The following is a 25,445-nucleotide window of genomic DNA, read 5'->3' as shown; positions in this document are numbered from 1 at the left end:
CGGTGCCGCCGCCGACGATGACGGCCATGAACTCCTTCACCCGGCGCATCGGCGTGGCGAGTGCCCGCCGGCCCTGGATCACCATCGCCGCCTGGATCATGGCCGCGGCGGCCGTCATCGCGCTGGCCGGCACGGCCGGGGGCGCGTTCGCCGACGACTTCGTCGCTCCCGGCAGCCAGAGCGAGCAGGCGATGGAGCTGCTCGAGGAGCGGTTTCCCGAGGCGGCCGGCGGCGCCGCCCTCGCGGTCTTCGCCGTGCCCGAGGGCCAGCGGCTGGACAGCCACCGGGCCGCCGTCGACGCCGCGGTCGAGCGGATCGCGGCCGGCGCGCACGTGACCGCCGTGGCCAGCCCGTTCGCCGCCGGCACCGTCTCGCCCGACGGGCGCATCGGGTACGCCGAGATCACCTTCGACACGCCCGCCACGGAGCTCGGCCCGGCGCCCTTCACAGCGATCGCGGGTGCCCTGGAGCCGGCCCGGCAGGCCGGCGTGACGGCGGAGCTCGGCGGCGACGCGACGTTCATCAACGCCGAGACGGAGGCCTCGGGCGCGGAGGCGGCCGGCCTCGTGGTCGCGCTGATCGTCCTGCTCGTCGCCTTCGGCTCGGTCGTGGCCGCGCTGCTGCCGATCGTACTCGCGCTGTTCGCCGTGGCCGCCGGCGTCAGCGGCATCGCGCTGCTGGCCAACGCCATGGACGTCTCCTCCGTCGCACCGGTGATCGCCGGGATGATCGGGCTCGGCGTCGGCATCGACTACGCCCTGTTCATCACCGCGCGTTACCGCGAGAACCGCGCCACCGCCCCCGACAACGCCGCCGCGCTGGCCGGTGCGATGGCCTCGGCCGGGTCCGCCATCGTGTTCGCCAGCGGGACCATCGTCGTGGCGATGACCGCGTTCGCGCTGACCGGCACGGGTTTCCTGATCTCGATCGGGCTCTCCACCGCGCTGGTCGTGCTCGGCGTGGCCGCCGCCGCCCTGACCCTGCTCCCCGCCCTGCTCGCACTGCTCGGCGACCGCATCGACCGCGGCCGGCTCCCGCTGCCTCGGCGGCGGGCCACCGGCGCCGCCTGGGGGCGCCTGGCCCTCCGCGTGTCCCGGCGTCCATGGGTGTACCTGCTCGCGGCGGCCGCGCTCCTGCTCACGCTGACCGCCCCGGCGCTGGCGATGCGGACCGGCTTTCCGGACGCCGGCGGCGACTCGACGGGCACTAGCCACCGGCGCGCGTACGACCTGCTCGCCGAGGGCTTCGGCCCGGGGGTCAACGGCCCGCTGCTGCTGGTCGTGGACCTGCGCCGCCCCGGCACCGGTGCCGGTGACATCGCCGCGCTCTCCGCACGCGTCGCCGCCGACCCGGGCATCGCCTCGGTCGGCGAACCGCAGGCCTCTCCCGCCGGCGACGCGGTCGTCATCCGCGCCGTCCCCACCACCGCACCCGCCGACGCCGCCACGTCCCGGACGCTCGAACGGATCCGCGCCCTGGTCCCGGAGAACGCCTCCGTCTCCGGACTGACCGCCCTGACCGACGACCTCAGCCGGCAGCTCACGCGTACCCTGCCGATCTTCGTCGGCGCGATCCTGGCCGCGTCGTTCCTGCTGCTGATGCTGGTGTTCCGGTCGATCCTCGTGCCGCTCAAGGCCATCCTGATGAACCTGCTCTCGATCGGCGGCGCCTACGGCGTGATCGTGGCCGTCTTCCAGTGGGGGTGGGCCAAGGAGCTGTTCGGCCTGGAGGAGACGGTCATCATCCCCTCGCCGCTGCCCATCATCTTCTTCGCCGTCCTCTTCGGACTGTCGATGGACTACGAGGTGTTCCTGCTGTCCCGGATCCGCGAGGCGTACGACGAGAGCGGAGACACCGTGGGCTCGGTCGCCCGCGGCATCGCCGCCACCGGTCGGGTCATCACGTCGGCAGCGCTGATCATGGCCGCCGTGTTCCTCGCCTTCGTCGCCGACCCCTCACCCTTCGCCCGGATGCTCGGCCTGGGCCTGGCCACCGCCGTGCTCCTCGACGCGACCGTGGTACGCCTGTTCCTCGTGCCGGCCCTCATGACGCTGCTCGGCCCCGCGAACTGGTGGCTGCCGCGCTGGCTCCACCGGCGCATGCCGCACCTGAGCGGCCGTCAGCGGCCGAGCCTGTCCAGGTCGGGCAGCGGGCGCTCGCCCAGCACCGTCCCGGCCGAGTCGTAGCCGACGAGCGTGGGCGGGGCGACCCGCTCGTTGGCCTCGTACCAGAAGAAGAACATGCCCGCGGCGGCGAGTGCCGGGCGGACTGACCCGTCAGTCAGGCGCAGCTCGGCACGGACCGCACCGCCCGCGCTCGCCCACATCGTGTGGATCCCCTCCGGGGTCGACGAACCACCCGTCGAACCGAACACCGGCTGCGACCGCATATCCGCGGGCTCGCACTGGCCGCCGGCGAGCCGGAAGTCCGCCGGCGCCGGCCGGTCGACGGGCCCGGGTGCCTCGAACATCGGGGCGACGCAGACCGTGCCGTTCGCGCCCCGGGCGGACCACACCGACAGCACCGTGCCGTCCGGGCCCGGCCCCTGCGCCACCCGCCGCGCCGTCTGCACGTCGACCCCGCCGTCCGTCTCGCTCGTCCAGAACGACAGCGACCCGGTGAACGACTCGGGCAGCAGCCCGCCGGCGGTGGCGGCGCCCGCACCCACCGCGAGGATGCCCGCCGTGAGCGCGGCGGTGACGAGAAGGCGCGGCCGGCGCCGGGCCGCCGTCGGGGCAGGCGCGAGCAGCAGCCGCTCCAGCGCCGCCGCACGCGCCGCGGGCGGCCACTCGTCGTCGACCGCGGTGACCGGCCGGAGCTTCTCGAGGATCGTCTGTTCCCTGCTCATCGGGTACCTCCTGGTGCGGGAAGCGGGTGGGTAATGGGGCGCGGTTCACTGTCGAAACGCAGCCGCCGCCGCGCGCGGAAAAGGCGTACGTGGAAGGCGGGCAGCGAGCAGCCGGCCACCTTCGCGGCCTGCTCGGGCCGCAGGCCGTCCCAGGCCACGAGCAGCAGCGCCTCCCGCTCCTTGGGCGTCAGCTCCGCCAGCCCGGCCAGCACGGCCGCCCGCTCGGTGGCCAGCACGTCCGCGGCCGCGGCCGGCTCGGCGACCTGCCGCCACCGCTCCAGCTCGGCCGCCAGCCGCGCCTGCCGGTGACCGGAGCGGCGCAGGTTGGCGATCGTGTTGCGGGCGACCACCAGCAGCCAGGGCAGGGGATCGTCCGGCACGGCCGCCAGCCGGCGCCAGGCCACCAGGAACGTCTCCGACACCACATCCTGCGCGGTGTCGGAGTCGAGATGTCGCAACGCGTACGCCATGACGCGCGGGCTGTGCTCTCGCCACAGCGCCACGAACCGCTCTTCGTCTTCGCTCACACCATGTACTGTCCGGCGGACCCCAGAATCTAACGTCGGCTTGTCTTGGCCCATTAAAGATCAAGATTTGAGCTACCGCGACGTTCGTCATGGTCGCTGCCGTTGCTCCCGCGGCCCCACCCGTCCGCTGTTGGTCGCGGTTACTTCGGCGCCTCCGCCGGAGGCGCACATGGGCGTCCGTGGCGAGAAATTGCCCCTCTAGGGGCCACAGATCGCCACGGACGCGGCGATCAGTCACGCCGCGAGCTCGGGTGCGCGTGACCAGCGGCGGATGGGTGAGGCCGCGGGAGCGGCGGTCTGGACCACGACGGGCGTCGCGGTAGCTCGAGTCTGATTTGAACCGGGGTTTCGGGACCGTTGTTTTGCGGTGCGCTTCTACCAGGTGGTCGGCTTTACGGGCTGGTAGAGCCAGGTGTCGAAGAACGCGTCGAGTCGCTTGCCGCTGCGCTTTTCGGCCAGGCGGACGAAGTCGGCGGTGGTGACGTTGCCGTCGCGGTTGCGGGCGTACCACTCGCGGAGGATGCGGAAGAAGGTCTTGTCGCCGACCTTGACCCGCAGCGCCTGGAGCGTCGCCGCGCCCCGGTCGTACACCGTGCCGGAGAAGAGGAACTCGGGACCGCCCACGTTGCCCGGGGGCCGGGTCCAGATCGAGCTCGTCGCCGGGCGCGCGTACACCTCGTCGAACGACGCCTGCGCGGTCTGGCCGCCGTGCTTTTCGTCGTAGATCCACTCGGAGAACGTGGCGAAGCCCTCGTTGAGCCAGATGTCCGGCCATACCGTCAGGGTCACCGAGTTGCCGAACCACTGGTGCGCCACCTCGTGCACGACGGTGGTCGGGTTGGGCGTGCTGTCGTACTGCACCTTGGTCTGCGACTCCAGCGCGTACCCGACCTCGGGCGCGTGGTCGACCACCGCGCCGCCGCTGCTGAAGGGGTAGGGGCCGTACAGCCCGGCGAAGAACTCGATGATCTCGGCCTCGGCCGCCAGCCGGTCGAAGGCGCCGTTGGGCACCTCGACGGGGTCGACCGCGTGGTAGAGCGGGATGCGCCCGGCCTTGCTGACCCGCAGCTCGAAGACGCCGTTGGTGGCGGTGGCGAGGTACGGGGCCATCGGCGAGTCCTCGTACCAGTGCCAGGTGGTCTTGCCGCCGTGGTCGCGCCGGGACAGCAGACGCCCGTTGCCGATCGCGGTGATGCCCTTCGGCACGGTGATGGCCATGTCGTAGGTGGCCTTGTCGCGCGGGTTGTCGTTGGCCGGGTACCAGCCGGGGGAGCCCTGCGGCTCGTTGACCACGAACGCGCCGTCGGCGGTGGGAACCCACCCCTCGCTGCTGCCGTCGGGGTCGATCACCTCGGTCGGCTCGCCCTTGTAGTCGACCTTCACGACGAACGCCTTGCCGCGCCGCAGCGGGACCTTCGGCGTGATCACCAGCTCCTGGCCGTCCCGGGTGAACGAGGCGGGCAGCAGGTTGACCGTCACCCGCGTGACCGTGAAGCCGCGCAGGTCGAGGTCGAACCGCCGCAGGTCCTGCGTGGCCCGCGCGGCGATGACGGCGGACGCGTCGAGGTGGTTGGTGGCGCGCACGTAGTCGAGGTCGAGCGAGTAGTGGCGCACGTCGTAGCCGCCGTTGCCGGCCAGCGGATAGTACGGGTCGCCGAGGCCGGGCGAGCCGACACCGGGCGCCGCGGAGGCGGGTGTGGCGACGACCAGCGAGATGGCGGCCGCGGCCACGCCGGCGGCGGCGCGGACCACGTGACGTCGGGCCATGGGGGACTCCTCTCGCCGGGCTGGCCTGCCGATGCTCCCAGAAGCCACGACCGCCGTCCACAACCGGCCTCAGAGTGCGGGCTGGACCCTGAGGCCGAGGGCTTCGGCGAGGACGACCGCCTGGTCGGGGTCGATGACGGCCTCGCGCAGAGTGACCGTCAACGGGTCCAGTGTGGACAGGTCGGAGCCGCGCAGGTCGGCGCGGGTCAGGTCGGTGTGGTGCAGCAGCGCGCCGGCGAGGTCGACCTGGCGGAGGGTGGCGCCGGCGCACTTGGCTCCGGTGAGGTCGGCCTCGCGCATGCGTACGCCGGCGATCTCCGACTTGCTGAGGTCGGCACCGGGCAGCCCGACGAACGACCAGTCGCCGCCGGTCACCTTCAGGAGGCCGAACGTGCACCGGTCGAACATGCTGCCGACCAGCTTGCAGCCCGTGAAGGCGGCATCGAAGAACGAGCAGTTGGTGAACGTGCAGTTGACGAACGCGGCGTCGCTGTGCGCGGAGGCGTTGAAGCGGCAGTCGCTGAACGTGCACTCGGCGAACGACGCGCCCTGGTTTACCACCTCGGTCAGGTCGACGTCGTGGAACGCGACCCGGGTGTGCTCCTGCCCGGAGATGTCGTCGCACGCCCAGTCTTCGTGGCGCACCTCGGTCTCGGTCGGCGGTGCCGGTGCCCCGTACCTGCGCTCAGCCATGGTTGTTGACCCTAGCGAGCCACCCGTCGAGGTAGCGCGCGAGGGCGGCGACGGCAAGCGCGATCGCCAGCACGCCCGCGACGTTGCGCAGCGCGACGGCGTAGCCGAGGTCGGTCACGTCGAGGAACGGGTACGGGTACCAGTCGGTGGCCGCGCCGCGCACGAGCGTGTACGCCACCCAGGCCGCCGGCCACGCGAACGCCCAGCCCACCACGCGCCAGGTGACCCGGGGGCGGGGGCCGAACAGCAGCCAGCCGGCCACGGTCCACAGTGGGCAGAAGTAGTGGAAGGCGGCGTTGAGCCACAACGCGAGGCCCTCGTGCGACACCTGGCCGGCGAGCACCGTCGCGTACACGATGCCGGTGATCGTGATGCCGAGAAGGCCGTCGAGGCGCAGGACGCGCCACCAGCGCCCGTCCCTCAGGGGGTTGGCGGCGAGGGTCGCGGCGGCGGCGAGCACCAGCAGGTTGCTCTGGATCGTGAAGAAGCTGAGCAGGTTGACGACGCGGGTGCCGGTGCCCGCGGGCGCCTCGCCTTCGGCCGCGTTGACGTCGGCGCCGCCGCGGAGCACCAGGACGAGCTGGGCGACGAAGGCGGCCGCCACGACGGCGAACAGGACGGCGTGCCACAACCGGCTGAGCTGGCGGCTATTGCCCACAAAAGGAACATATCAGGCAAGGGTCCGCGCGAGTGCCACGAGGGCGTTGGGGTCGTCGGCGTAGAAGCGGACCTCGTCCACCGGATCCTCGTGCACGGGCAGCGTGAGCGGCTCGCGCAGCGTGACGTCGATGCTCGTCTGCCCGCCGGTGCCGAGGTGGAGCACCGTCCCCTCGACCTGGACGCCGCGGCTCGACGGCAGCGAGCGGTAGCGGTGCCGGACCGAGGCGATCGCGTCCCACGGGATCGTGATGTCGATCGAGGTGCCGTTGCGCAGGCGGATGCCGGCGTCGCCCACGACGTGCGGGTTGGTGAGCAGCGCGCCGAGTGCGCCGATCATCCAGATCAGGCCGTAGACGCCGGCGACGAGCGCGGCGTACCGGACCGTCGACCACGGCACGAGCCGGCTGATGACGAGGTCGAAGATCGGGATCTCCAGCGCGGACAGGACGATGAAGACCGCGAAGATCGGCTTGACCGGGCCCGCGTGCCCGAAGGCCACGTCGCCGGGCGCCAGCTGGACGGGGCGCCGGGTGAGCCAGCGGAACAGGCCGCGCCACATCGCCGTCTCGTAGCGGATGACCGTGCGGAGCACCGCACACCTCCTTTCGCGTTGCAACTGCAACGTAACACGCGTGACGTTGCACTCGCAATGTGAAAGCATGTGGGCATGCCCAAGGTGGTCGACCACAACGAGCGCCGCACCCGCATCGCCGAGGCGCTGCTGCGGGTGGCGGGGGAGCGCGGGCTCGAAGCGGTGAGCCTGCGCCACGTGGCTGCCGAGGCCGGCGTGACGTCCGGGATGGTGCAGCACTACTTCCGCACGAAGGACGAGATGATGGCCTTCGCGCTCGCGGTGGTGCGGGAGCGGAGCGAGGCGCGGCTCACCGCGGCGGCCGCCGCGCTCGGCGCCGACCCGCCGCCCCGCGAGGTGCTCCGCACGATCGTCGCCGAGGTGCTGCCGGTCGACGAGCCGCGGCGCGCCGACGGCCGGGTGGCGCTGGCGTTCCTCGCGTACACGGCGGTGCGCCCCGAGGTCGCCGGCCCGCTGCGCGCCGACACCGCGGCGATGCTCGCGTTCGTGGCCGAGCAGATCCGCGCCGGCGGGCCGCGTCCGGGGACCGATCCGGACCGGGCGGCGGTGGGCCTGCTGGCGCTCATGGAAGGGCTGGGCCTGCACCTGCTCGGCGGCCACTACGGCCCGGAGACCGCGCTGGCCGCCCTCGACGCCCACCTGGACACGATCTTCGCGTAGGAGTTTGCGCCCGCGCGGCGTCGGGCATCCGGGTGCATGCTCGGGTTCTTCCTGGAGGGGTACGGCTGGTTGCCCAACCGCCGCCGGCGCGCCGGCGAGCACGTGGTCGAGACCCGCGCGTTCGGGTGGCGCGTGACCGCCCTCTGCGGCCCCGACGCGGCCCGCTTCTTCTACGACGAGACCAACATCCAGCGCCATGGCGCGGCGCCCGGGCCGGTGCAGGACACGCTCTTCGGCCGCGGCGGCGTGCAAGGCCTGGACGGGGTGTACCACCGGCTGCGCAAGGCGATGTTCCTCGCGATGCTGACCGGCGAGGGCGTCGCGCTGCTGGAGCGGTACGCCGCGGACGCCTGGGACGCCGCCGCCGAAACGTGGTCCACGCGCGACAGTGTGGTGCTGTTCGACGAGACCGCGGAGGTGCTCGCCCGCGCGGTCGCGCCGTGGGTGGGCCTACGCGCGGACGAGTCGCTCGCGGCCGACCTGGTGTCCATGGTGGACGGGTTCGCCACGCCCGGGCCCCGCCACTGGCGCGCCCGCCGGGCGCGGGCCCGCCGCGAGCGGTGGCTGTCCGATGTGGTCACCCGGGCCCGCGGCACGTCGCCCGCGCCGGCCGGCTCCGCGCTGGCCGCGATCGCCGAGCACACCGACTCCGCCGGCGACCCGCTCGACCCCCGCGTGGCCGCCGTCGAGCTGCTCAACGTGCTGCGGCCGACGGTGGCGGTGTGCTGGTACGTGACGTTCGCCGCACACGCCCTCCACCTCTGGCCCGAGCACCGCGACCGGCTGCGCGACGGCGACCCCGCGTACGCCGAGGCCTTCGTCCACGAGGTGCGGCGCTTCTACCCGTTCGCCCCCTTCGTGGGTGGCCGCGCCACCCGTGACCTGGAGTGGGACGGCCACCGCATCCCGGCGGCCTCGCTGGTGCTCCTCGACCTCTACGGCCAGAACCACGACCCGCTGCTGTGGCCCGACCCGTACGGCTTCGCGCCCGGCCGTTTCCTGGAGCGCCGGGTGGGCGCCTACGAGCTCGTCCCGCAGGGCGGCGGCGACCCGCTGACCGGCCACCGCTGCCCCGGCGAGATGGTGACGATCGCGCTGCTCCGCACGCTGCTGCCGAGGCTGGCGAAGCTCGACTACACGGTCCCCGACCAGGATGTGGACATCTCCCTGCGCCGCGTCCCGGCCCGCCCGGCCAGCGGCATGGTCCTCACCGACGTCCGGGTGCCAGCGCACGTTGGAAGTTGACACGCGGGGTCACGTGCCCGCATCGTCGTGCGCACCGGGCGTCGAACGGGAAAGGGCCGACCTTTGGTGGACCAGCGCACGCGCCAGTACGTCATCGTCGGGGCCGGTCCGGCCGGTTTGCAGCTCAGCTACTTCCTCCAGCGCGCGGGGGCCGACTACGTCGCGCTGGAGCGGGAGCCGGGGCCGGCCGCGTTCTTCCAGCAGTACCCGCGGCACCGCCGGCTGATCTCGCTCAACAAGGTGCACACCACCAGCACCGACCCTGAGATCAAGCTGCGCTGGGACTGGAACTCGCTGCTCAACGACTCACCCGACCTGCTGTTTCCCAAGTACAGCACCGAGTACCTGCCGGCGGCCGACGACCTGGTCCGCTACCTCGCCGACTTCCAGCGGATCCACGAGCTCGACGTGCGCTACGACTGCCCGGTCGACCGGATCGTGCGCCGCGACGGCGGGTTCGACGTCCACTGCGGACCGGAGACGTGGCGGGCCCGCGCGGTCATCGTCGCCACCGGGTGGGGCCTGCCCTTCGTGCCGGACATCAAGGGCATCGAGCACGCGGTCGGCTACGAGGACGTCGCGACCAAGCCCGAGGCGTTCGCCGGCCAGCGGGTGCTGATCATCGGTAAGGGAAACTCCGCGTTCGAGACGGCGAGCGCCATCTTCGGGCACACCGCGATGGTGCACCTGGCCAGCCGCCAGCCGCTGCGCCTGGCGTGGAATACCAAGCACCCCGGCGACGTGCGCGGGCAGTACGGCGCGATCCTCGACAGCTACCAGTTCAAGACGCTGCACTCGGTGCTCGACTGCGTGATCGACGAGATCCGGCCGGTCGACGGGGGTTACGAGGTGGACATCACCTACACCCACGCCGACGGCGAGCGCGACACGTTGGTGTACGAGTCGGTGGTCCGGTGCACCGGCTTCCGGATGGACACGTCGCTGTTCGACCCCAGCTGCCGGCCGGAGATGGTGCGCGACGGGCGGATCCCCGGGCTGCGCCCGGACTGGCAGTCGACCAATGTGGACGACCTGTACTTCGCCGGCACGATCGCGCAGGCCCGCGACATCAAGCACGCCTCGTCCCCCTTCATCGACGGGTTCCGCTACAACCTGCGCACGTTCGCCCGGCTGCTGCGCGAGCGGTACGACGGGGTGCCGCTGCCCAGCGGCACGGTGGCCGCCGACCCGGAGGCGCTCACCACCCACGTGCTCGACCGGGTCAACTGGAGCTCCGCGCTGTGGACCCAGTTCGAGTACCTGTGCGACTCCTACGTGCTCGACCCGGCCACCGGGTGCTTCCGCCACTACGAGGACCTGCCCGAGGACTACGCGGTCGAGCGCTTCCGCGACGAGCCGCACCACTACACGGTGGCGCTGCGGTGGGGGCGCGAAGAGTACGGCGACGTCTTCGCGATCGAGCGGCACCCGACGCCGAGCCGGGCCCGGGAGAGCGCGTTCATCCACCCGGTGGTCCGGCGCTACCGCGGCGCGGAGCTGGTCGCCGAGCAGCACCTGCTGGAAGACCTGCTCGCCGAGTGGCGCCGGCCGGAGCGCCACGTCGAGCCGCTGCTCGCCTTCTTCCGCGCGGAGCTCAGCAGCGCACCATGACCTCGGCCAGCGGCTTGCGGGTGAGCGCGGGCACCCGGGCGCCGGGTGCCGGGCGGCCGACCGGGATCACCAGGTAGGGGCGCTCCTCCGGGGGCCGCTCGCAGACGTCGTTGAGAAAGCGCATCGGGCTGGGCGTGTGCGTCAGCGTGGCGAGGCCGGCCTGGTGGAGCGTGGCGAGCAGCAGCCCCACCGCGATGCCGACCGACTCCTTCACGTAGTAGGGCTTCGGGCTGTGCGGGCCCTGATGCACCTCGAACACGACGATCACCGCCGGCGCGACCTCCAGAAACGGCTTGCGCCAGTCGGTGCCGAACGGCGCCACCGCGTCGAGCCACTCGGCCGGCGCGCGGCGGCTGTAGAACTCGCGTTCCTCGGCCTCGGCGGCCTCCCGCAGCCGCCGCTTGCGGGCCGGGTCGCTCACCACGACGAAGCGCCACGGCTGCACGTGCGCCCCGCTGGGCGCGCTGGCGGCCGCCTGGATCGCCGCCTCCAGCACGCCGTCGGGCAGCGGCTCGGGGGAGAAGTCGCGCACCGAGCGGCGCCGGGCCATCTGGTCGGCGAACCGCTTGGCCGCCTGCGTCGCGTCCACAGGGGACAGTGGCGGCAGGTCGAGTGGCTCGGTCGGCAGTGGTGCGCTCACAGACCAACGATGGCACGGCTGGCGCGGCGTGTCGTTATCGCGCCGTGCTCTCTGCGGGCGCGGTGCTGGCGACGAGGTGGTCGACCGCGGCGGTGAGGCCGCCGGCCGCCGCCCGCCGCTGCCGGGTGGCGCCGTCGCCCTCGGCGGCGAGCCGACCGAGCCAGTCGCGGACCCGGTCGAGGTCGCCGAAAGCGGCCAGCGCCGGCCGGGCGCTCTCGACGAGCCGCTCGGCCAGCTCGATGGCGGGCACGAGCCGCCCACCGGGGAGGTCGACACCGTGCCCGGCGATGCCGTCGCGGGCCGCGCGCCAGTAGGCCAGCCGCATCAGCTCCGGCGCCACCTCCGGTGCGGGCTCGCCCCGGTCGACGGCCGCGCCGGCCGTCACCACGAGGCCGCGCACCAGAGCGGCGAAGGCCGCGGACTCCTCCGCCGTCGGTGGCACGTCGGCGACCCGTACCTCCAATGTGGGCTGACGCGCGGAGAGCCGGATGTCCCAGAAGAGCGTGCCGATGTCGACCATCGCCCCGGCGTCGAGCATCGTGCCGACGACGTCGTCGTAGTGTGCGGCGGACGCGAAGACCGGCGGCGGCCCGGCGACCGGCCAGCGGTGCCAGGTGACGGTGCGCCAGCTCGCGTACCCGGTGTCCCGCTCGTCCCAGTACGGCGAGTTGGCGGTGAGCGTGATCAGCACCGGCAGGTGCGGGCGCAGATGGTTGCCGACCCGCACGGCGCGGTCGCGGTCGGGCACCTCGACGTGCACGTGCACCGCGCAGATGCCCAACTCGTCGTGGAGGCCGCGGAACGTGGCGGTGCCGCGGTCCTGCCGGGGGCCCTCGGTGATCGGCGGCGGTGCGGCCCGGCCCACCACGGGCGTGCCGGTGGCCACCACGCGCAACCCCTCGGCCGCCGCGGCAGCGGCCAGCTCGGCCCGACCCTCGGCGAGCTGGCCGTGCAGGTCGGCCGCGGTGTGGCAGGGCGCCGTGCGGGTCTCCACCTGGAGCTTGGTGATCTCGCCGCCGACCCGGTCGCCGAGCCGCTCGCGGGCCCGTGCGATCACCCGGGCCGCCTCGGGGGCGATCACGCGGGTCTCCGCGTCGACGACCAGAAACTCTTCTTCCACGCCGAAGCGGGGCGCGCCCCCGTCGATCCCCATGCCGGGGACAGTAGCGGGTCGCTAACGGGCCGTGGCGAGCAGGCTCTCCATGACGGCGGCCAGCAGCGCGGCGCGTTCCGGCAGGTGGCGCACCTCGATGTACTCGCCGCGGGCGTGCGCGCCGCCGCCGACCGCGCCGAGACCGTCCAAAGTTGGCACACCGAGCGCCGCGGTGAAGTTGGCGTCCGAGGCACCGGGCGCGTACGCGCCCTCGACCGGGGGCAGGCCCAGATCCTTCGCGGCCGCCGCGGCCACCTCCAGCAACGGGCGGGCGACGTCCGGGGTCATCGGGTACCGGTTGACGCCGCCCTCCAGGACGAGCTTGGCGCCGCGCACGTGCGGCCGCAGCGCGCGCAGCTCGCGGTCGACCCGGTCGAGCTCGGCGGGGGTCCAGGCGCGCACGTCCACGGCGAGGGTGGCCCGCTCCGGCACGGTGTTGGTCGTGGTCCCGCCGGCCAGCAGCGTCGGCGTCACGGTCGTGCCCGCCGTGGGTGAGGCCAGCGCGGGCAGGGCGAGTACCTGGTGGGCGATCTCGACGGTGGCGTTGACGCCGCGCTGGGGCTCGACGCCGGCGTGCGCGGCCCGGCCACGGGCCACGAGCCGGTACGCCGAGCCGCCCTTGCGGGCCACCTTCAGCAGCCCGTCCGGCGTGCTCGGCTCGCACACCAGCACGGCGCCGGAGCGGCGGGCCTGCTCCTCGATCAACGCGCGGGAGGTGGCCGAGCCGGTCTCCTCGTCGCAGGTGAGCAGCACGCCGACGCGCGAGGTGCCGCCGAGCAGCTCCAGGGCGGCGAACATCTGCACGATGCCCGCCTTCATGTCGCAGACGCCGGGCCCGGTCGCGAGGCCGTCGCGCACCGCGAACGGCCACGACGCCAGCGTGCCCGCCGGCCACACCGTGTCGAAGTGGCCGAGCAGCAGCACCCGCTGGTCCGGCGCCGTCCACAGTAGATGCGGGAGCCCGTCGCGCGTCACGCGCTGGGCTGGGCGGCCCAGCGCGGCCTCGCCCCAGCCGGCGAGCAGGTCGGCGCAGGCGGTCAGGTGTGGTGGCGAGCCAGGTGGCGACTCGTGCCGGACCAGCTCGCGCAGCCGTAGGACCATCGCCTCGGCGCCGTCCCGCGCCGCCCGCACCATCGCGGTGCCCCGTTCACCGTCCACGCATCGACGATCGCACCCGCCGCCGCTCGACGCCTTCGCGGAAAGTGCCGTCATACCGCACATCCGCGTATTTCGCCGGCGGCGTCCCTCGTCTACATTGGCGGGCGTGGCACACATCGATCTCGGCGTCGACGAGCAGCTGTTTCCGGGCATCAGCGGGCCGATGCGGTTCCGGCCGGAGACCGCCAAGCCGCTCAACGAGCTGGCCGAGGTGCTGCTGCGCGGGCCGCACACGCTGTCGCGGGGCGAGCGGGAGCTGATCGCCGCGTACGTCTCGGGCGGCAACGAGTGCGCGTTCTGCCGCGACTCGCACTCCGCGTTCGCGGCGGCCCAGCTCGACGGCGGCATGAAGGTGGTCGACCAGGTCGTGTCCGACCCGGAGAGCGCGCCCATCTCGGCCAAGCTGCGCGCCCTGCTGCGCATCGCGGCGGCCGTGCGGGTCGACGGGCGCGCGGTGACCGCCGAGCTCGTGGCGGCCGCCCGCGACGAGGGCGCCACCGACGTGGAGATCCACGACACGGTGCTGATCGCCGCCGCCTTCTGCATGTACAACCGCTACGTCGACGGGCTCGCCACGCTCGTGCCGGCCGACCCGGCCATGTACGAGATGAGCGCCCGCAGGATCGTCGAGCGCGGCTACGGCGCCCCCTAGCGCGGTGGCCGCAAACCTTCACCGGTGGTGAGTGGTGGCCTCGGCCGGCCCTCGCCCGGGCCGGCGAAGCCGGCCAACGGCCCCAGGTAGGCGAGGACGGCCAGCACGCGGCGGTGGTCGTCTGCCGACGGGGGCAGGGCGGCCAACCCCGGACGCGACAACGCTCCGCTGTTCGATCCTCTCCCTCCGGCGCACCCAAAAGGTAGACTCCGATCGATATGTTGATCGTTCCACTGGAGGAGGTTTCGTGCGCGCGAAAACCCTTTTCACCGCCGTGGTCGTCGCCGCGTCCCTGGCCGCCGCCCCGGCGTCGGCCGGCTCGGCGGCTCCCGCCGACCCGGTGGCGCCGACCGGCTGCGCGCCCACCGATGCGACCGGCCGGCCGATCCAGCTCGGACACGCCGACAACGGGCGCACCATCTGCCTGCAACGGTGGCAACGGCTGTACGTCACGCTCTCCGTCGACCCGGTGCGATACCCCAACCCGCACAACTGGTGGACCCCAGTCCAAGCCAGCGGCGACGTCCTGGTCGCACTGCCGCTGCCGGCGCCCCCACCACCCGGCACGACCGCAGCCGCATACCGCGCTACCCGGCCCGGCCGCGGCGGCCTGGCCTCGTACCGGGACTTCTGCCCGCCCGAGATCCCGTGCGGCGCGCCGGTGCTGCCCTGGCGGGTGACCGTCGACGTGAACTGATCCCGGGGCGGCCCGGCCGGCGGATCATCATTGGGATCATGCCGGAGAGGATCGGCCCGCTGCGGCCAACTGTCAGCATCATCGCGCGGTCACCCGGTGACGCGTTACGTCGACCTGGTCGTGTGCCAGTCCGCGCAGAACTCCGCCAGGCTGCTATGACGCCGTTCGGGCTCGGTTTCGCATGCTCGCATCGCGACGCTCCAGAGCCTGTCAGGACCGCGGAACGCCTCCCGGTTCATCGTGCCGTCACCGAGCAGAACCAGCACTGTACGCCCGAGTGTGAATACGGAGGTCCGCTGGTCGATCATCGCGCCTTTTACGAACTCCTCCGGTGCCATAAAGCGGGTAGACCCAAACATCCGACCCATCTCGTTACGGAACGGGCCAGAATGGTAGTTGTCCAGGTCCATAATAGACAAGCGGTGGGTAGTGAAGTTGTAGAGCAGGCACCCGTCGTAGAAGTCGCAGGCCACCTCGCCGCCTCGGCCGAGCAGGTCGTGAACGTCGACGACGGTGTCGAGCGCGGCGACGATGCGCTCGATCGGCAGGTGCCGGAACCTGTAGAACGTCGACGCCGGATCATCGCGGGTATCGCGAGGGACACCGAGCAACTCGCCATCAACCCAGCCGTAGACCAGCATCGGTCCGTGCGGCGACTCAATCACGCGTTTCAATAGCGGCAGGGCCGCATGCCGGTAAGCCTGACCGATTCGGGCCGCGTTGCGCAGCAACCTGACCCGCTGCTCGTGGGTGAGATGCGGCAGGTCGAGTTCGGGGCTTCCGGCGGTCTTGACGAAGTACCGTCCACCGCCGACCTCTACGCCGTACGACACGTTGCCAGAGTCTTGGTGGTCAAACACCGCGAAGATCGCTCCGGCATCGCGGAGGTGCTCTTCGGGGGCGCAGTCGATCCAATCCAAACTCAACATGCGAGCCAGATGCCCTTCCTTCACAGCCGCGAGTATCGCTCAGCGTCATATGACGTACGGGATCAGAGCGCGCCGCTTCGCCGGGTATTCGGGGAACCGCTGGTGGTACCAGGCATGGTGGTCTATGGCCCGGGGCGCGAGATTCGCCACCGTGTAGACCACGAATGCGAGTCCGGCGGGTGACCAGGTGGCGAGTGCCCAGCCGGTCCATTCCACTATCTCGCCGAGATAGTTCGGGCAGGAGACCCATCGGTACGCGCCGCCGTACGGAATGTGGTATCCATCGCCGGCGGACGCCCGCAGGCGGCGGAGTTTACGGTCGGCCCACACGTGCAACGTCAGGCCACTGGCGAAGAGCGCCACGCCGATCAGAAACCGCGGGTCGGCCAACCAACCAACCGGGTACTGCCCGAGCGTGCCAATCCAGTAGGCATTGATCGAGGCGTTGAGCACATTGAACGCGATGGCGAGCAGGACCACCACAACCGGCATACGTCTTCCACCCCGCAGCAGAAACGGGTAGACAAAGGCGCGGTACAAATAGTGGCTCTGCCACATAGCGAACAGCACCAGCGCCACCAGATCGGTCCGCCTCGGCCCGGACCAGAAGACAACCACGAACAACAGCGACGAGACGCTCTCCATGACCAGCCAGCCGGCCCGCGCCGGCACGGTAACGCCCCACCCCTCGCGTAGGTGGCGACCGTACGGCGCGGTTATGAAACGCAGCGCGACGAAGGTGACCACGGCGAGCGCGAACTCCAGAAACACCAGCATCCAGTACGAAGTCGGCACCAACGAAGTGTAGTTACACATCGATGACCGCGAGGACCTCATGAGCTTTGGCAGCGACCCGACCGTAGGGCCGCAGCGGAGCCTCAGACACGTTTGGCGCTCCGGGCGGCAACGATGGCTATGAGGCTGAACAGCCCCACCAACACGCGATCGAAGGCACGGTCGGGCAGAAGCCACCGTGCGAGCAACGCCGCTTTCGCACCACGCCCGACCGCGTACCGAGCACGCGGCCGCCGCACCGTAGCGGCCCGGCCGATCGCCCGGGCGACGACCGAGGGCGATGAGATGCCCTTAGCCTCCGACAACAGCGCGGCCGCGTACCGACGGGCGTACTCGGCATAGGCGCCGTTGCCGGAGACGGCGAGCAACCGATCGCCGGCGACCCCAGGGAACTCGGTGGCGATGCCGCCGGGCCGAATCAAAACCACGTCGATGCCGAACGGCCTGAGCTCAACCCGTAGACAGTCGCTAAGGCCTTCGACCGCGTACTTCGTCGCGTGGTACCAACCACCCAGCGGCTGGTACATCCGCGCGCCGACCGACGAAACATTGATAATGCGTCCGGAACCCTGCACCCGAAGATGGGGCAGCACGAGCTGGCACAGCCGGGCCACGCCGAAGAGGTTGACATCGAACTGCCGCCTGGCCTCGTCCAACGACACGTCCTCGAGCGCGCCGAAGGATCCATATCCGGCGTTGTTTACCAGCACGTCGATACGGCCCGACTCCCTGACCACCCGATCGACCAGCGCCACCAGGTCGTCCTCGTGGGTGACGTCCACCCTGACCACACGGATACCAAGGGCAGCGAGCGGAGCCATCCGATCCAACCGGCGGGCGGCCGCGTAAACCTGGAACCCTCGCTCGTGCAGCCATCGGCTAGCGGCCGCGCCGATCCCCGAGGACGCACCGGTCACAATGGCGACCCTGCCCATATGCCCACCCTTCGCTGGCCGCACGGGGACCGACGAGGTGCTCAGGGTATCGACGTCCACGACGGGCCACAGCCGCTGCGGCACATGTCCGACCAACAACCCCACAGAGCGCGGCTATGGACGCCTGCCGCCCGGCCACCGCGGCGCCCTCCGCCAACCTTCGGGTGCCGCATGGCGTGGCGGCCTTGCGTACGAACGCGCACGGCAGACCCACGTGCCGGCCCAAGGCGGTGACCACCGCGATGCCGCCCATCTCCAGGCCGGCGAGTACCTCGGTGCCTTCCGGCACGAGACCGGCCATGCGTTTGGCCACCTCGTCGAGCGGTGGTGGGTCCGCTTCCACCTGCTATCCGGCCGGAGCGGAGTACGAAGTCGCCGGTAAGGCGGCAGGCGGTGTGGATCCGTGCGGGCAGGTCGCTGGTGCTGGTCACGGCGTCCCAGCATGCCAGGATGGGGCGTGGAGTTCACCTACGTGGCGCGCCGGCCGGAGGCGCTCGCGCCGTGGGTGGAGTCGGTTTGGTTCGCGCGCGGGCGGATCGACTACCGGCGCGAGCTGATCGCGCCGACGGGCTCCAGCGTCGCGGTTGTCGTGCTCGGCGACCCGATCCGGCTGGTGGCCGGGGACGGGGCGGGCTTCGTGGCGCGCGGCGGCTTCCTGCTCGGGCCGCACGATCGGCCGGTGGTCAACGAGCCGCTCGGTGAGACGTACTGCGTCGGGGTGGTGACGACGCCGGTCGGGTGTCGGGCGCTCTTCGGTGTGGCGCCGGCGGCGGTGCGGGGGCGGGTCGTCGACCTGCTCGCGGCGTGGCCGCCTGCCGCGGACCTGCGCCGCGCGCTGCTCGCCGACTCCAAAACGCCGACAGCGGAGGCGGCGACCGAGGTGGACCAGGCGAAGAAAGCCGAGGCGGCGCTCGATCTGTACCAAAGCGTGCTGGCGCCCGGCGAGCCGGGACCGGCAGTGCGGCGTTGTGCGGCGGCGGTGGCCGCGCTCGAAGAGGACCCGCTGCGGCCGATCGCGGGGCTGGCCGCCGAGTTGGGCGTGTCGCACGGGCACCTCGACCGGGAGTTCACGGCGGTCGTCGGGCTGTCGCCGCGCGTGCTGTCGCGGATCCTGCGGCTGCGGGCGCTCCTCGCGGCGATCGACGTCTACGGGACGGTCGACTGGCCGGGGCTGGCGGCCGCGTACGGCTGGTTCGACCAGAGCCACTTCATCCGGGACTTCCGGCGCCACACCGGGGTGACCCCTTCCCGGTACGTGGCCGCTCAGCGGGCCGCCTTCACGCCCGACCAGGCGGCGCCGGGGTTCGTGCCGGAGACGGGCGTCGATGTGAAGTCTGTCCAATACGCTAGCCGGGGTGGCCGGGCACGCTGACCGCCGTGACCACCGCCTTCACCGCCTCCACCACCGTCGAACGTCCCGTGCCCGAGGTGTGGGCGCGCCTCACCGACTGGCCGGCCGCGCCCGCCTGGATGCCCGGTGTGGACAGTGTGCGGGTGAGCGGGTCGGAGCTGACCTTCCGGGCCCGTGGGCGGGACCGCACCGGGCGGGTCGAGGTGGTCGAGCCGGGGCGCACGGTGGTGGTGCACTCCGCGCAGGGCGGCGTGACCGCCGCGTACACATACACCTGCGTGCCGGACGGCGACCGCACGCGGGTCACCCTGACCGCCGACTGCCGTGCCGGAGGGGTGTGGCGGCCGTTCGCCGGACTGCTGCGCGCGGCGATCCGGCGCGCCGACGGCGGCCAGCTCACCGCCTTCAAGCGGGTGGTCGAAGCCGGTTAGCGCGGTGGCCACAAACCTTCACCGGTGGGGCGGCGGCCTTCGGCCGCCGCCCCACCCGGGGCCGGCGAAGCCGGCTAGTGCGGGTGCGGATGCTCGTGGTCGTCGTGGATGCCGTGGCTCATCCGGAAGACGTGCCCGTCCGGGTGCCGGACGTGCATCTCGCGCACGCCCCACGGCATGTCGGTCGGCGGCCAGGTGACCTCGATGCCGGAGGCGACGCAGCGTTCGTACAGCGCGTCGACGTCGTCCACCCAGATCGACATCCACGCGCCCCGGTCCGCGGTCTGGTCGCCGTCCGGGCCGAAGGTCGCCGCCACGCCGCCGTGGCCGCGGCCGCCCTGGCCGTCGAGGCAGAGGAAGATCTCGCACGCGCCGGAGCGGACGCCGCCGAAGGTGGGCGGGTCGCCCCAGTCCCACGCCTTCTCCCAGCCGAGCGTCTCGAACCACCGCACGCTCGCGGCGAAGTCGCTCACGTTGAGGATCGGGTTGACCACGTGCGCCGTCATGGCAGCAGCGTAGGCGTCAGCCGGTGCGCCAGGGCACCACGCGGTGCATGGCGGCCAGGGTCAGGGCGGTGACCGCCGAGACGACGCCGGCGATGCCCGCGGCCGCGCCCCCGTAGGCGGCCATCAGCGTGCCGCGGCCGAGCTCGTCGACCGGGGTGGTGGCGACGCCGTCGACCCACCAGAGGGCGCCGGCGGACACCGCGAGCAGCAGGGCTGAGGCGATCATCAGCAGCGCGACGGCGAGCGGGCGGGCGTCGTCGGTCTTCACGCGGGCGTCCCGGCCGTGCGCGAGCACCAGCAGCAGGCAGGCGAGCGCGGCGCACCCGCCGACGACGAGCACCGCGCCGGCGACGTCGCTGGGACGGTGCCAGCCGAGCGACATGGTCGCCACACCCGCGGTGGTGGCGTAGAGGGCGCCGAGGACGGCCGCGACGCCGCGCGCTTTCGGTGGTACCACCAGGACGAGCGCGATGACCACGGACATCGCGACGGTCGCGTGGCCGCTGGGGAAGCTGTTGCCGGCGGTCACCCGCTCCGGGTCGACGCCGAAGTCCGGGCGGTAGATGCCCTGCTTGATGACCTGGGTGACGATGTTGGCGGTCGCCACGAACGCGGTGACCACCACCGTGAGCAGCACCCGTCCGCGGGCCAGCGCGATCACCGCGACGACGATGGTCGCCACCGCGAGCGAGCCGAAGGACACCGCGTTGAGCACGGTGCTGGCCAGCCCGTCGACCCGGTCCTGGCCGATGGCGTTGCCCTCCAGAGCGACGGTGTCGAGCAGCTGGCCCCGCTCGGTGCGCACGAAGAAGCGCCACAACAGGCCGACGCCCGCGGCCATGGCCAGCCCCAACACCACGAGCCACGCGGCCGGGGCCGTCACCCGGCCTTCTCGGACCCTCGTCTGCACCGCCGTCACGGCGCCATCTTTGCCCCAGTCGCTCACGTTTCAATCCCACCACGGAGATAGGCCAGCACAGCGCGTACCCGTCGATGATCGTCGGCGTTGGACGGCGGCAGGTCGAGTTTCGTGAAGATCGCGTTGATGTGCTTTCCGACCACCTTCTCGCTGACGGTGAGGCGGCGGGTGATGGCGGTGTTCGAGAGGCCCTCGGCCATCAGCCCCAGCACCTCGCGCTCGCGGGGCGTGAGGCGGGCCAGCGGGCTGCGCTGCCGGGCGAGCAGGTGGCGGACCACTTCCGGGTCGATCACGCAACCGCCGGCCGCGACCCGCTCGACCGCGTCGACGAAGTCACGCACCTCCAGCACTCTGTCCTTGAGCAGGTAACCGATCCCGCCGCTGTCGGTCGCGGCGAGCATGGTGTCCGCGTACGCGGTGGCCACGTACTGGCTCAGCACCAGGATCGGCAGCCGCGGGTGGTCGCGGCGCAGCGTGATCGCGGCGTGCAGCCCCTCGTCGGTGAACGTGGGCGGCATCCGCACGTCGGTCACCACCACGTCCGGCCCGTGCTCGGCCACGGCCGGCGCCAGCCCGTCCGCGTCGCCGACCACCGCGACCGCCTCGTGGCCGAAGCGGGCGAGCAGCGCCACCAGGCCCTCGCGGAGCAGCACCGCGTCGTCGGCGAGGACCACGCGCAGCCCGGCGGTCACCACGGCAGCTCCGCCCGCAGCACGGTCGGCCCGCCGGCCGGGCTGGCGAGCGTGAGCGTGCCGCCCACCGCGTCGGTGCGGTCGGCGAGCCCGGCCAGCCCGGTGCCGTGCGCCGGGTCGGCGCCGCCCACCCCGTCGTCGCGTACCTCCACCACGAGGCGGTCGCCCTCCAGGTGCCCGGTCACGGACACGGAGGCGGCCCGCGCGTGGCGGGCGGCGTTGGCGAGAGCCTCGGCGACCACGAAGTACGCCGTCGACTCCACCGTGGACGGCGGCCGGCGCGGCAGGTCGAGCGCCACCCGCACCGGTGCCGCCGACCGCTCGGCGAGGTCGGCCACCGCCGCCGCCAGGCCGAGGTCGGTGAGGACCCGCGGGTGGATGCCGCGTACCAGCTCCCGCAGCTCGGCCAGCGCGGACCGGGCCTGGCCGGCGGCCTTGCGCACGAGCGGGCGCGCCGCCTCCGGGTCCTCGTCGAGCTCCAGCTCGACCGCGACGAGCGTCATGCCGAGCTCCAGGAGGCGTTGCTGGGCGCCGTCGTGCAGGTCCCGCTCGATCCGCCGCCGCTCCACCTCGAACGCGTCCACCAGCCGCGCCCGCGACCGTGTCAACGTCCGGACCGCGGCCTCCGCGCCGGGCCCGAGCAGCTGCCGCGCCAGCGCGCCGTGCGCCGCGGCGACCAGACCCACCGTGTACAGGGCGGCGAGCGCGACCGCGAGCACGGCCACGACCGCGAGCGTGGCGACGGCGGCGGCGACCACCACGTCGAGCGTCGCGGTGTCCCCTTCGGACTGTGGCAGCGTCACCGCGCCGAGCAGCAGCAGCGGTGCGAACGCGAGCGCCGTGGCAGCCGCGTCGAGCAGCAGCAGGAGCGTGCCGTGCAGCACAAGGTAGGCCAGCTCGCGCCAGGTGACCGGCTCGGCGTGGCGGGCGCGCAGCCAGGCGACCGCACCGGGCCGGTCGGGCCGGCGGTGCGGGTCGGGGAGCGAGGGACCGCCGAGGAGGGCGAGCCGGCGGCGTTCGAGGGCGACGAGCGGCGCGGTGAGCAGCGGGGCGCCGAAGCCGAGGCCGAGGACCAGCGCGAGCGGCAGCCACACGAGCGTGAGCACGCCGGTGACCGTGCCGGATACCACGTACCCGAGCCCGCGCAGCCTGCCCTTCATGCCCGACACCGTACGCGGTAGGGCTAGCCCCCAGCTGTGGATGCGGGCCTGGGCTCACGCGCCGGCGCCGCGGCGCCGCTTCGATGGAGCACATGGGACCGATCGAATGCCAAGGGCTGCGCAAGCGGTACGGCCGGACGCTCGCCGTGGACGGGCTCACGTTCACCGTCGCGGCGGGCCGGGTCACCGGTTTCGTGGGGCCGAACGGCGCCGGCAAGTCCACCACCATGCGGATGATCCTCGGGCTGGACCGGCCGGACGCCGGCGCCGCGCTGGTCGGCGGCCGCCGCTACCACGAGCTGCGCGCGCCACTGCGCCACGTCGGCGCGCTCCTCGACGCCGGCTCGCCCGACCCCGGCCGGCGGGCCCGCGACCATCTACTGTGGATGGCCCACGCGAACGGCATCCCGCCGGCCCGCGTCGACGAGGTGCTCGAGCTGGTGGGGCTGGCGGCGGTGGCGCGGCGGCGCTTCGGCGGGTTCTCGCTCGGCATGCGGCAGCGGCTCGGCATCGCGGCGGCGCTGCTGGGCGACCCGCCGGTGCTGATGTTCGACGAGCCGGTCAACGGGCTCGACCCCGAGGGCGTGCGGTGGATCCGCGGGCTGCTGCGCGGGCTGGCGGCGCAGGGGCGGGCGGTGTTCGTCTCCAGCCACCTGCTCGCCGAGCTCGCCGGCACCGCCGACCATCTCGTGGTGATCGGGCGGGGTCGGCTGCTCGCCGACACGAGCGTGGCGGCGCTGACCGCCGGCGGCGTCTCGCTGGAGGACGCCTACGTGGCGCTGACCAGCGGCTCTGTCGAGTACACGGCGGGTGCGGCATGAGGCTGCTGCGGTCGGAGCTCACCAAGCTGTGTACGGCGCCGGGCCTGGTGTGGTGCCTGCTCGGGGCGGCCGCGGTCATGCTCGCCCTCCCGCTGCTGGCCTCGGCGGGAAACCCCGGGACCTACGGCCGCGCGGCCTACGTCGACGAGTTTCGCTTCGTGCACCAACCGCTCTCCGGCGACGGTACCCTCACCGCGCGCGTCCGCACGCCGGCCGGCGGCCACCCGTGGGCGATGACCGGGCTGATGGTGAAGGAGCGCGCGGTGCCGGGCGCCCGCTACGCCGCGGTGCTCGTCACGCCGGGCCACGGCACCCGGATGCAGGCAGACTTCACAGTGGACATCGCGGGCGGCGCGGCGGCCTCCTGGTTGCGCCTGGTCCGCACCGGCGCCACCGTCAGCGGGTACGCCTCGGCGGACGGCCACGCCTGGCGGCCGGTGGGCAGCGTGCCGATGGCGGGCCTGGCGCCGACTGTCGAGATCGGACTGTTCGCCACGTCGCCGGGCGCCACCCGCACGGTGGCCACCCGGCCGGTGCTCGTGCCCACCCGGCCCGCGACGGCGGTGTTCGACTCGGTGAGCCTGGGCGGCGCCTGGGTCGGCACGGACGTGGGTGTCCCCGGTGGCCAGTCCACGATGGACACGGCGGAAACCTACGCCGTCACCGCTCAGCCAGGTGACATCGTCGCCCAGGCCGACGACGGCAGCCGGGTGGTGGCGGCCACGGCCGGGACGTTCGCCGGGATGCTGCCGCTGGTGGCGCTGGGCGCGCTGGTGATGACCGCCGAGTACCGCCGGCACATGGTGCGCACCACGTTCGCCGCCAGCCCTCGGCGCGGGCCGGTGCTCGCCGCCAAGGCCGTGGTCGCCGGCGGTGCCTGCTTCGTGGCCGCGCTCGTCGCCACCGCCGGCGCATTGCTGCTCGCCCAGCCGCTGCTGCGGCGCAACGGGTACCGCCCGCCCACCTACCCCGACCCGTCGCTCGGCGACCCGCGGGTGCTGCGGGTCGTGGCCGGCACGGCCGCCGCGGTGGCACTCGTCGCGCTGCTGAGCCTCGGCCTGGGCGCGATCCTGCGGCGCGGCGCGGCCGCCATCGCCGCCGTGGCCACGGTCCTGCTGGTGCCGGCCGCGGTCACCCCGCTGCTGCCGGCCGGCACGGGGATGTGGGTCCAGCGGCTGAGCCCGGTCGCCGGCTTGTCGGTGCAGCAGGTGCGGGAGACCGACGACGTGTTCCTGCTCCCGTGGGCGGGACGCCCGTGGACCGGCCTCGCCGTGCTGGCCGGGTACGCGGCGGCCGCGCTCGCCGTCGCCTACCTGCTGCTGCGGCGGAGGGACGCGTGAGGCTCGCCCGCGCGTGCCACGCCGAGTGGACGAAGCTCCGCACGCTGCCCGCCACGGCCTGGCTCCCGCTGGTCACGGTGGTCGCGACGGCGGGGCTGGGCACGGCCGTCCGCGCCTCCTGCGAGACCGACTGCGACGCGGCCCGCCTCGGCCTTACCGGCGTCTACCTCGGCCAGCTCGCGGTGGTGGCGCTGGCGGTCCTGGCCGCGGCGGGGGAGTGCCGTGCCACGACGCTGACGGCGATCCCGGCCCGCGCGGTGGCGTTCACCGCGAAGGCACTGGCCGTGACCGCCGCGGTCCTGCCGGCGGCACTCGTCGCGGTGGCCGCCTCGACCGTGGCGGGCCCCGACCTGGACGGGCGCACGCTCCGGGCGGGTCTGGGCACCGTCGCGTACCTCGTGCTGATCGCTCTGCTCGCGCTCGGCGTGGCGGCGACCCTCCAGCGGACGGCGGCCGCCCTCAGCACGGTGCTGGGGCTGCTCTACCTCGCGCCGATCGCGACCCAGTTCGTGACCGACGAGCGCTGGCGGACCTGGATCGAGCGCGCCGCCCCCGGCAACCCGCGGGCCGGCCTGGCTGCCCTGGCCGGCTGGACGGCGGCCGCGCTGGCGGCCGGCGCGCTGACGTTCGTCCGCCGCGACGCGGCGCCGAGATGATTCGGTT

At 73.1% G+C, this 25,445-nt stretch carries 27 protein-coding genes; 11 read left to right on the top strand and 16 right to left on the bottom strand.

What is annotated here, in order from left to right:
- The first annotated feature begins 26 nt into the window (after window positions 1-26).
- The gene (locus ACTMTJ_RS16155) at window positions 27-2,186 is read left to right on the top strand and encodes an MMPL family transporter (protein ID WP_441217245.1); all 2,160 of its coding nucleotides are present in this window, start codon (window positions 27-29) and stop codon (window positions 2,184-2,186) included.
- On the opposite strand, the gene ACTMTJ_RS16150 is transcribed toward ACTMTJ_RS16155, so the two are convergent.
- From ACTMTJ_RS16150 to ACTMTJ_RS16125, 6 genes are all read right to left on the bottom strand, one after another.
- A complete protein-coding gene (locus tag ACTMTJ_RS16150; RefSeq protein WP_441217243.1) occupies window positions 2,120-2,848 on the bottom strand; it encodes a hypothetical protein in 729 nt (242 codons plus the stop codon). The two genes, ACTMTJ_RS16155 and ACTMTJ_RS16150, sit on opposite strands and share 67 nt — an antisense overlap.
- Window positions 2,845-3,375: an RNA polymerase sigma factor gene (locus ACTMTJ_RS16145; RefSeq protein WP_441217241.1), complete on the bottom strand. Its 531-nt coding sequence runs from the start codon at window positions 3,373-3,375 to the stop codon at window positions 2,845-2,847. Before ACTMTJ_RS16145 ends, ACTMTJ_RS16150 begins: the two co-directional genes overlap by 4 nt.
- A gap of 375 nt (window positions 3,376-3,750) precedes the next feature.
- Window positions 3,751-5,142, bottom strand: coding sequence for a M1 family metallopeptidase (locus ACTMTJ_RS16140; RefSeq protein WP_441217239.1), 1,392 nt, complete (start codon window positions 5,140-5,142; stop codon window positions 3,751-3,753).
- A 69-nt stretch (window positions 5,143-5,211) separates the two neighbouring features.
- Entirely contained in the window at window positions 5,212-5,835 is a 624-nt protein-coding gene (locus tag ACTMTJ_RS16135; RefSeq protein WP_441217237.1) for a pentapeptide repeat-containing protein, read from the bottom strand.
- Window positions 5,828-6,493 (bottom strand): Pr6Pr family membrane protein, encoded by a 666-nt coding sequence (locus ACTMTJ_RS16130; RefSeq protein WP_441217235.1) that lies wholly within the window; start codon window positions 6,491-6,493, stop codon window positions 5,828-5,830. The genes ACTMTJ_RS16135 and ACTMTJ_RS16130 overlap by 8 nt, the downstream gene beginning before the upstream one ends.
- 12 nt (window positions 6,494-6,505) lie before the next feature.
- The gene (locus ACTMTJ_RS16125) at window positions 6,506-7,087 is read right to left on the bottom strand and encodes a PH domain-containing protein (RefSeq protein ID WP_441217233.1); all 582 of its coding nucleotides are present in this window, start codon (window positions 7,085-7,087) and stop codon (window positions 6,506-6,508) included.
- Window positions 7,088-7,162: 75 nt separating this feature from the next.
- On the opposite strand from ACTMTJ_RS16125, the gene ACTMTJ_RS16120 reads away from it, so the two are divergent.
- From ACTMTJ_RS16120 to ACTMTJ_RS16110, 3 genes are all read left to right on the top strand, one after another.
- Window positions 7,163-7,747 (top strand): TetR/AcrR family transcriptional regulator, encoded by a 585-nt coding sequence (locus ACTMTJ_RS16120; protein WP_441217231.1) that lies wholly within the window; start codon window positions 7,163-7,165, stop codon window positions 7,745-7,747.
- Window positions 7,748-7,783: 36 nt separating this feature from the next.
- Window positions 7,784-8,992, top strand: coding sequence for a cytochrome P450 (locus tag ACTMTJ_RS16115; protein ID WP_441217229.1), 1,209 nt, complete (start codon window positions 7,784-7,786; stop codon window positions 8,990-8,992).
- 66 nt (window positions 8,993-9,058) lie between these two features.
- Complete coding sequence (locus ACTMTJ_RS16110) at window positions 9,059-10,603, top strand: NAD(P)-binding domain-containing protein (RefSeq protein ID WP_441217227.1); 1,545 nt, start codon at window positions 9,059-9,061, stop codon at window positions 10,601-10,603.
- On the opposite strand, the gene ACTMTJ_RS16105 is transcribed toward ACTMTJ_RS16110, so the two are convergent.
- From ACTMTJ_RS16105 to ACTMTJ_RS16095, 3 genes are all read right to left on the bottom strand, one after another.
- Window positions 10,587-11,153: a nitroreductase family protein gene (locus tag ACTMTJ_RS16105; RefSeq protein WP_441217721.1), complete on the bottom strand. Its 567-nt coding sequence runs from the start codon at window positions 11,151-11,153 to the stop codon at window positions 10,587-10,589. The two genes, ACTMTJ_RS16110 and ACTMTJ_RS16105, sit on opposite strands and share 17 nt — an antisense overlap.
- Window positions 11,154-11,277: 124 nt before the next feature.
- A complete protein-coding gene (locus ACTMTJ_RS16100; protein WP_441217225.1) occupies window positions 11,278-12,396 on the bottom strand; it encodes a carboxylate-amine ligase in 1,119 nt (372 codons plus the stop codon).
- 21 nt (window positions 12,397-12,417) lie between these two features.
- A complete protein-coding gene (locus ACTMTJ_RS16095) occupies window positions 12,418-13,554 on the bottom strand; it encodes a M20 family metallopeptidase (RefSeq protein WP_441217223.1) in 1,137 nt (378 codons plus the stop codon).
- A 106-nt stretch (window positions 13,555-13,660) separates the two neighbouring features.
- On the opposite strand from ACTMTJ_RS16095, the gene ACTMTJ_RS16090 reads away from it, so the two are divergent.
- Window positions 13,661-14,206: a carboxymuconolactone decarboxylase family protein gene (locus ACTMTJ_RS16090; RefSeq protein ID WP_441217222.1), complete on the top strand. Its 546-nt coding sequence runs from the start codon at window positions 13,661-13,663 to the stop codon at window positions 14,204-14,206.
- Between the two features lie 247 nt (window positions 14,207-14,453).
- A complete protein-coding gene (locus ACTMTJ_RS16085) occupies window positions 14,454-14,903 on the top strand; it encodes a hypothetical protein (protein ID WP_441217220.1) in 450 nt (149 codons plus the stop codon).
- A gap of 104 nt (window positions 14,904-15,007) precedes the next feature.
- On the opposite strand, the gene ACTMTJ_RS16080 is transcribed toward ACTMTJ_RS16085, so the two are convergent.
- The 3 genes from ACTMTJ_RS16080 to ACTMTJ_RS16070 all read right to left on the bottom strand — a co-directional run bounded on the left by ACTMTJ_RS16080 (window position 15,008) and on the right by ACTMTJ_RS16070 (window position 17,562).
- Window positions 15,008-15,856, bottom strand: a complete 849-nt coding sequence (locus tag ACTMTJ_RS16080; RefSeq protein WP_441217218.1) for a serine/threonine protein kinase — start codon at window positions 15,854-15,856, stop codon at window positions 15,008-15,010.
- A 21-nt stretch (window positions 15,857-15,877) separates the two neighbouring features.
- Complete coding sequence (locus ACTMTJ_RS16075; protein WP_441217216.1) at window positions 15,878-16,609, bottom strand: methyltransferase; 732 nt, start codon at window positions 16,607-16,609, stop codon at window positions 15,878-15,880.
- A gap of 101 nt (window positions 16,610-16,710) precedes the next feature.
- Window positions 16,711-17,562: an oxidoreductase gene (locus ACTMTJ_RS16070; protein WP_441217214.1), complete on the bottom strand. Its 852-nt coding sequence runs from the start codon at window positions 17,560-17,562 to the stop codon at window positions 16,711-16,713.
- 457 nt (window positions 17,563-18,019) lie between these two features.
- Between ACTMTJ_RS16070 and ACTMTJ_RS16065 the strand changes: the two genes are divergently transcribed.
- The gene (locus ACTMTJ_RS16065; protein WP_441217212.1) at window positions 18,020-18,934 is read left to right on the top strand and encodes a helix-turn-helix domain-containing protein; all 915 of its coding nucleotides are present in this window, start codon (window positions 18,020-18,022) and stop codon (window positions 18,932-18,934) included.
- 5 nt (window positions 18,935-18,939) lie between these two features.
- Window positions 18,940-19,344, top strand: a complete 405-nt coding sequence (locus tag ACTMTJ_RS16060) for an SRPBCC family protein (RefSeq protein ID WP_441217210.1) — start codon at window positions 18,940-18,942, stop codon at window positions 19,342-19,344.
- Between the two features lie 74 nt (window positions 19,345-19,418).
- Here the strand turns inward: ACTMTJ_RS16060 and ACTMTJ_RS16055 are convergent, their stop codons facing one another.
- The 4 genes from ACTMTJ_RS16055 to ACTMTJ_RS16040 all read right to left on the bottom strand — a co-directional run bounded on the left by ACTMTJ_RS16055 (window position 19,419) and on the right by ACTMTJ_RS16040 (window position 22,621).
- On the bottom strand, window positions 19,419-19,850 hold the full coding sequence (locus ACTMTJ_RS16055; RefSeq protein ID WP_441217209.1) for a bleomycin resistance family protein: 432 nt from the start codon (window positions 19,848-19,850) through the stop codon (window positions 19,419-19,421).
- Between the two features lie 16 nt (window positions 19,851-19,866).
- The gene (locus ACTMTJ_RS16050; RefSeq protein WP_441217720.1) at window positions 19,867-20,691 is read right to left on the bottom strand and encodes a phosphatase PAP2 family protein; all 825 of its coding nucleotides are present in this window, start codon (window positions 20,689-20,691) and stop codon (window positions 19,867-19,869) included.
- Between the two features lie 101 nt (window positions 20,692-20,792).
- The gene (locus tag ACTMTJ_RS16045) at window positions 20,793-21,449 is read right to left on the bottom strand and encodes a response regulator transcription factor (RefSeq protein ID WP_441217718.1); all 657 of its coding nucleotides are present in this window, start codon (window positions 21,447-21,449) and stop codon (window positions 20,793-20,795) included.
- 8 nt (window positions 21,450-21,457) lie between these two features.
- Window positions 21,458-22,621 (bottom strand): sensor domain-containing protein, encoded by a 1,164-nt coding sequence (locus tag ACTMTJ_RS16040; RefSeq protein ID WP_441217207.1) that lies wholly within the window; start codon window positions 22,619-22,621, stop codon window positions 21,458-21,460.
- A 92-nt stretch (window positions 22,622-22,713) separates the two neighbouring features.
- Between ACTMTJ_RS16040 and ACTMTJ_RS16035 the strand changes: the two genes are divergently transcribed.
- The 3 genes from ACTMTJ_RS16035 to ACTMTJ_RS16025 are packed head-to-tail and all read left to right on the top strand — an operon-like array spanning window position 22,714 to window position 25,438.
- Window positions 22,714-23,442, top strand: coding sequence for an ABC transporter ATP-binding protein (locus ACTMTJ_RS16035; RefSeq protein WP_441217205.1), 729 nt, complete (start codon window positions 22,714-22,716; stop codon window positions 23,440-23,442).
- Complete coding sequence (locus tag ACTMTJ_RS16030; protein ID WP_441217204.1) at window positions 23,439-24,782, top strand: hypothetical protein; 1,344 nt, start codon at window positions 23,439-23,441, stop codon at window positions 24,780-24,782. Before ACTMTJ_RS16035 ends, ACTMTJ_RS16030 begins: the two co-directional genes overlap by 4 nt.
- Window positions 24,779-25,438: an ABC transporter permease gene (locus tag ACTMTJ_RS16025; protein WP_441217203.1), complete on the top strand. Its 660-nt coding sequence runs from the start codon at window positions 24,779-24,781 to the stop codon at window positions 25,436-25,438. Before ACTMTJ_RS16030 ends, ACTMTJ_RS16025 begins: the two co-directional genes overlap by 4 nt.
- The last annotated feature ends 7 nt before the right edge of the window (window positions 25,439-25,445 follow it).

Origin of the sequence: Phytohabitans sp. LJ34 (assembly GCF_052068095.1) — a bacterium.
GTDB lineage: Bacteria > Actinomycetota > Actinomycetes > Mycobacteriales > Micromonosporaceae > Phytohabitans.
This window is presented reverse-complemented; position numbering and strand designations above follow the sequence as displayed.

What these genes read in the sequence shown, in the direction of transcription:
- ACTMTJ_RS16155 (WP_441217245.1), top strand. Translation starts at nt 27, where the DNA reads ATGAACTCCTTCACCCGGCGCATCGGCGTGGCGAGTGCCCGCCGGCCC.
- ACTMTJ_RS16150 (WP_441217243.1), bottom strand. Translation starts at nt 2,848, where the DNA reads ATGAGCAGGGAACAGACGATCCTCGAGAAGCTCCGGCCGGTCACCGCG.
- ACTMTJ_RS16140 (WP_441217239.1), bottom strand. Translation starts at nt 5,142, where the DNA reads ATGGCCCGACGTCACGTGGTCCGCGCCGCCGCCGGCGTGGCCGCGGCC.
- ACTMTJ_RS16135 (WP_441217237.1), bottom strand. Translation starts at nt 5,835, where the DNA reads ATGGCTGAGCGCAGGTACGGGGCACCGGCACCGCCGACCGAGACCGAG.
- ACTMTJ_RS16120 (WP_441217231.1), top strand. Translation starts at nt 7,163, where the DNA reads ATGCCCAAGGTGGTCGACCACAACGAGCGCCGCACCCGCATCGCCGAG.
- ACTMTJ_RS16115 (WP_441217229.1), top strand. Translation starts at nt 7,784, where the DNA reads ATGCTCGGGTTCTTCCTGGAGGGGTACGGCTGGTTGCCCAACCGCCGC.
- ACTMTJ_RS16105 (WP_441217721.1), bottom strand. Translation starts at nt 11,153, where the DNA reads ATGGCCCGGCGCCGCTCGGTGCGCGACTTCTCCCCCGAGCCGCTGCCC.
- ACTMTJ_RS16100 (WP_441217225.1), bottom strand. Translation starts at nt 12,396, where the DNA reads ATGGGGATCGACGGGGGCGCGCCCCGCTTCGGCGTGGAAGAAGAGTTT.
- ACTMTJ_RS16075 (WP_441217216.1), bottom strand. Translation starts at nt 16,609, where the DNA reads ATGCTGGTGTTTCTGGAGTTCGCGCTCGCCGTGGTCACCTTCGTCGCG.
- ACTMTJ_RS16070 (WP_441217214.1), bottom strand. Translation starts at nt 17,562, where the DNA reads ATGGGCAGGGTCGCCATTGTGACCGGTGCGTCCTCGGGGATCGGCGCG.
- ACTMTJ_RS16055 (WP_441217209.1), bottom strand. Translation starts at nt 19,850, where the DNA reads ATGACGGCGCACGTGGTCAACCCGATCCTCAACGTGAGCGACTTCGCC.
- ACTMTJ_RS16050 (WP_441217720.1), bottom strand. Translation starts at nt 20,691, where the DNA reads ATGGCCGCGGGCGTCGGCCTGTTGTGGCGCTTCTTCGTGCGCACCGAG.
- ACTMTJ_RS16040 (WP_441217207.1), bottom strand. Translation starts at nt 22,621, where the DNA reads ATGAAGGGCAGGCTGCGCGGGCTCGGGTACGTGGTATCCGGCACGGTC.
- ACTMTJ_RS16035 (WP_441217205.1), top strand. Translation starts at nt 22,714, where the DNA reads ATGGGACCGATCGAATGCCAAGGGCTGCGCAAGCGGTACGGCCGGACG.
- ACTMTJ_RS16030 (WP_441217204.1), top strand. Translation starts at nt 23,439, where the DNA reads ATGAGGCTGCTGCGGTCGGAGCTCACCAAGCTGTGTACGGCGCCGGGC.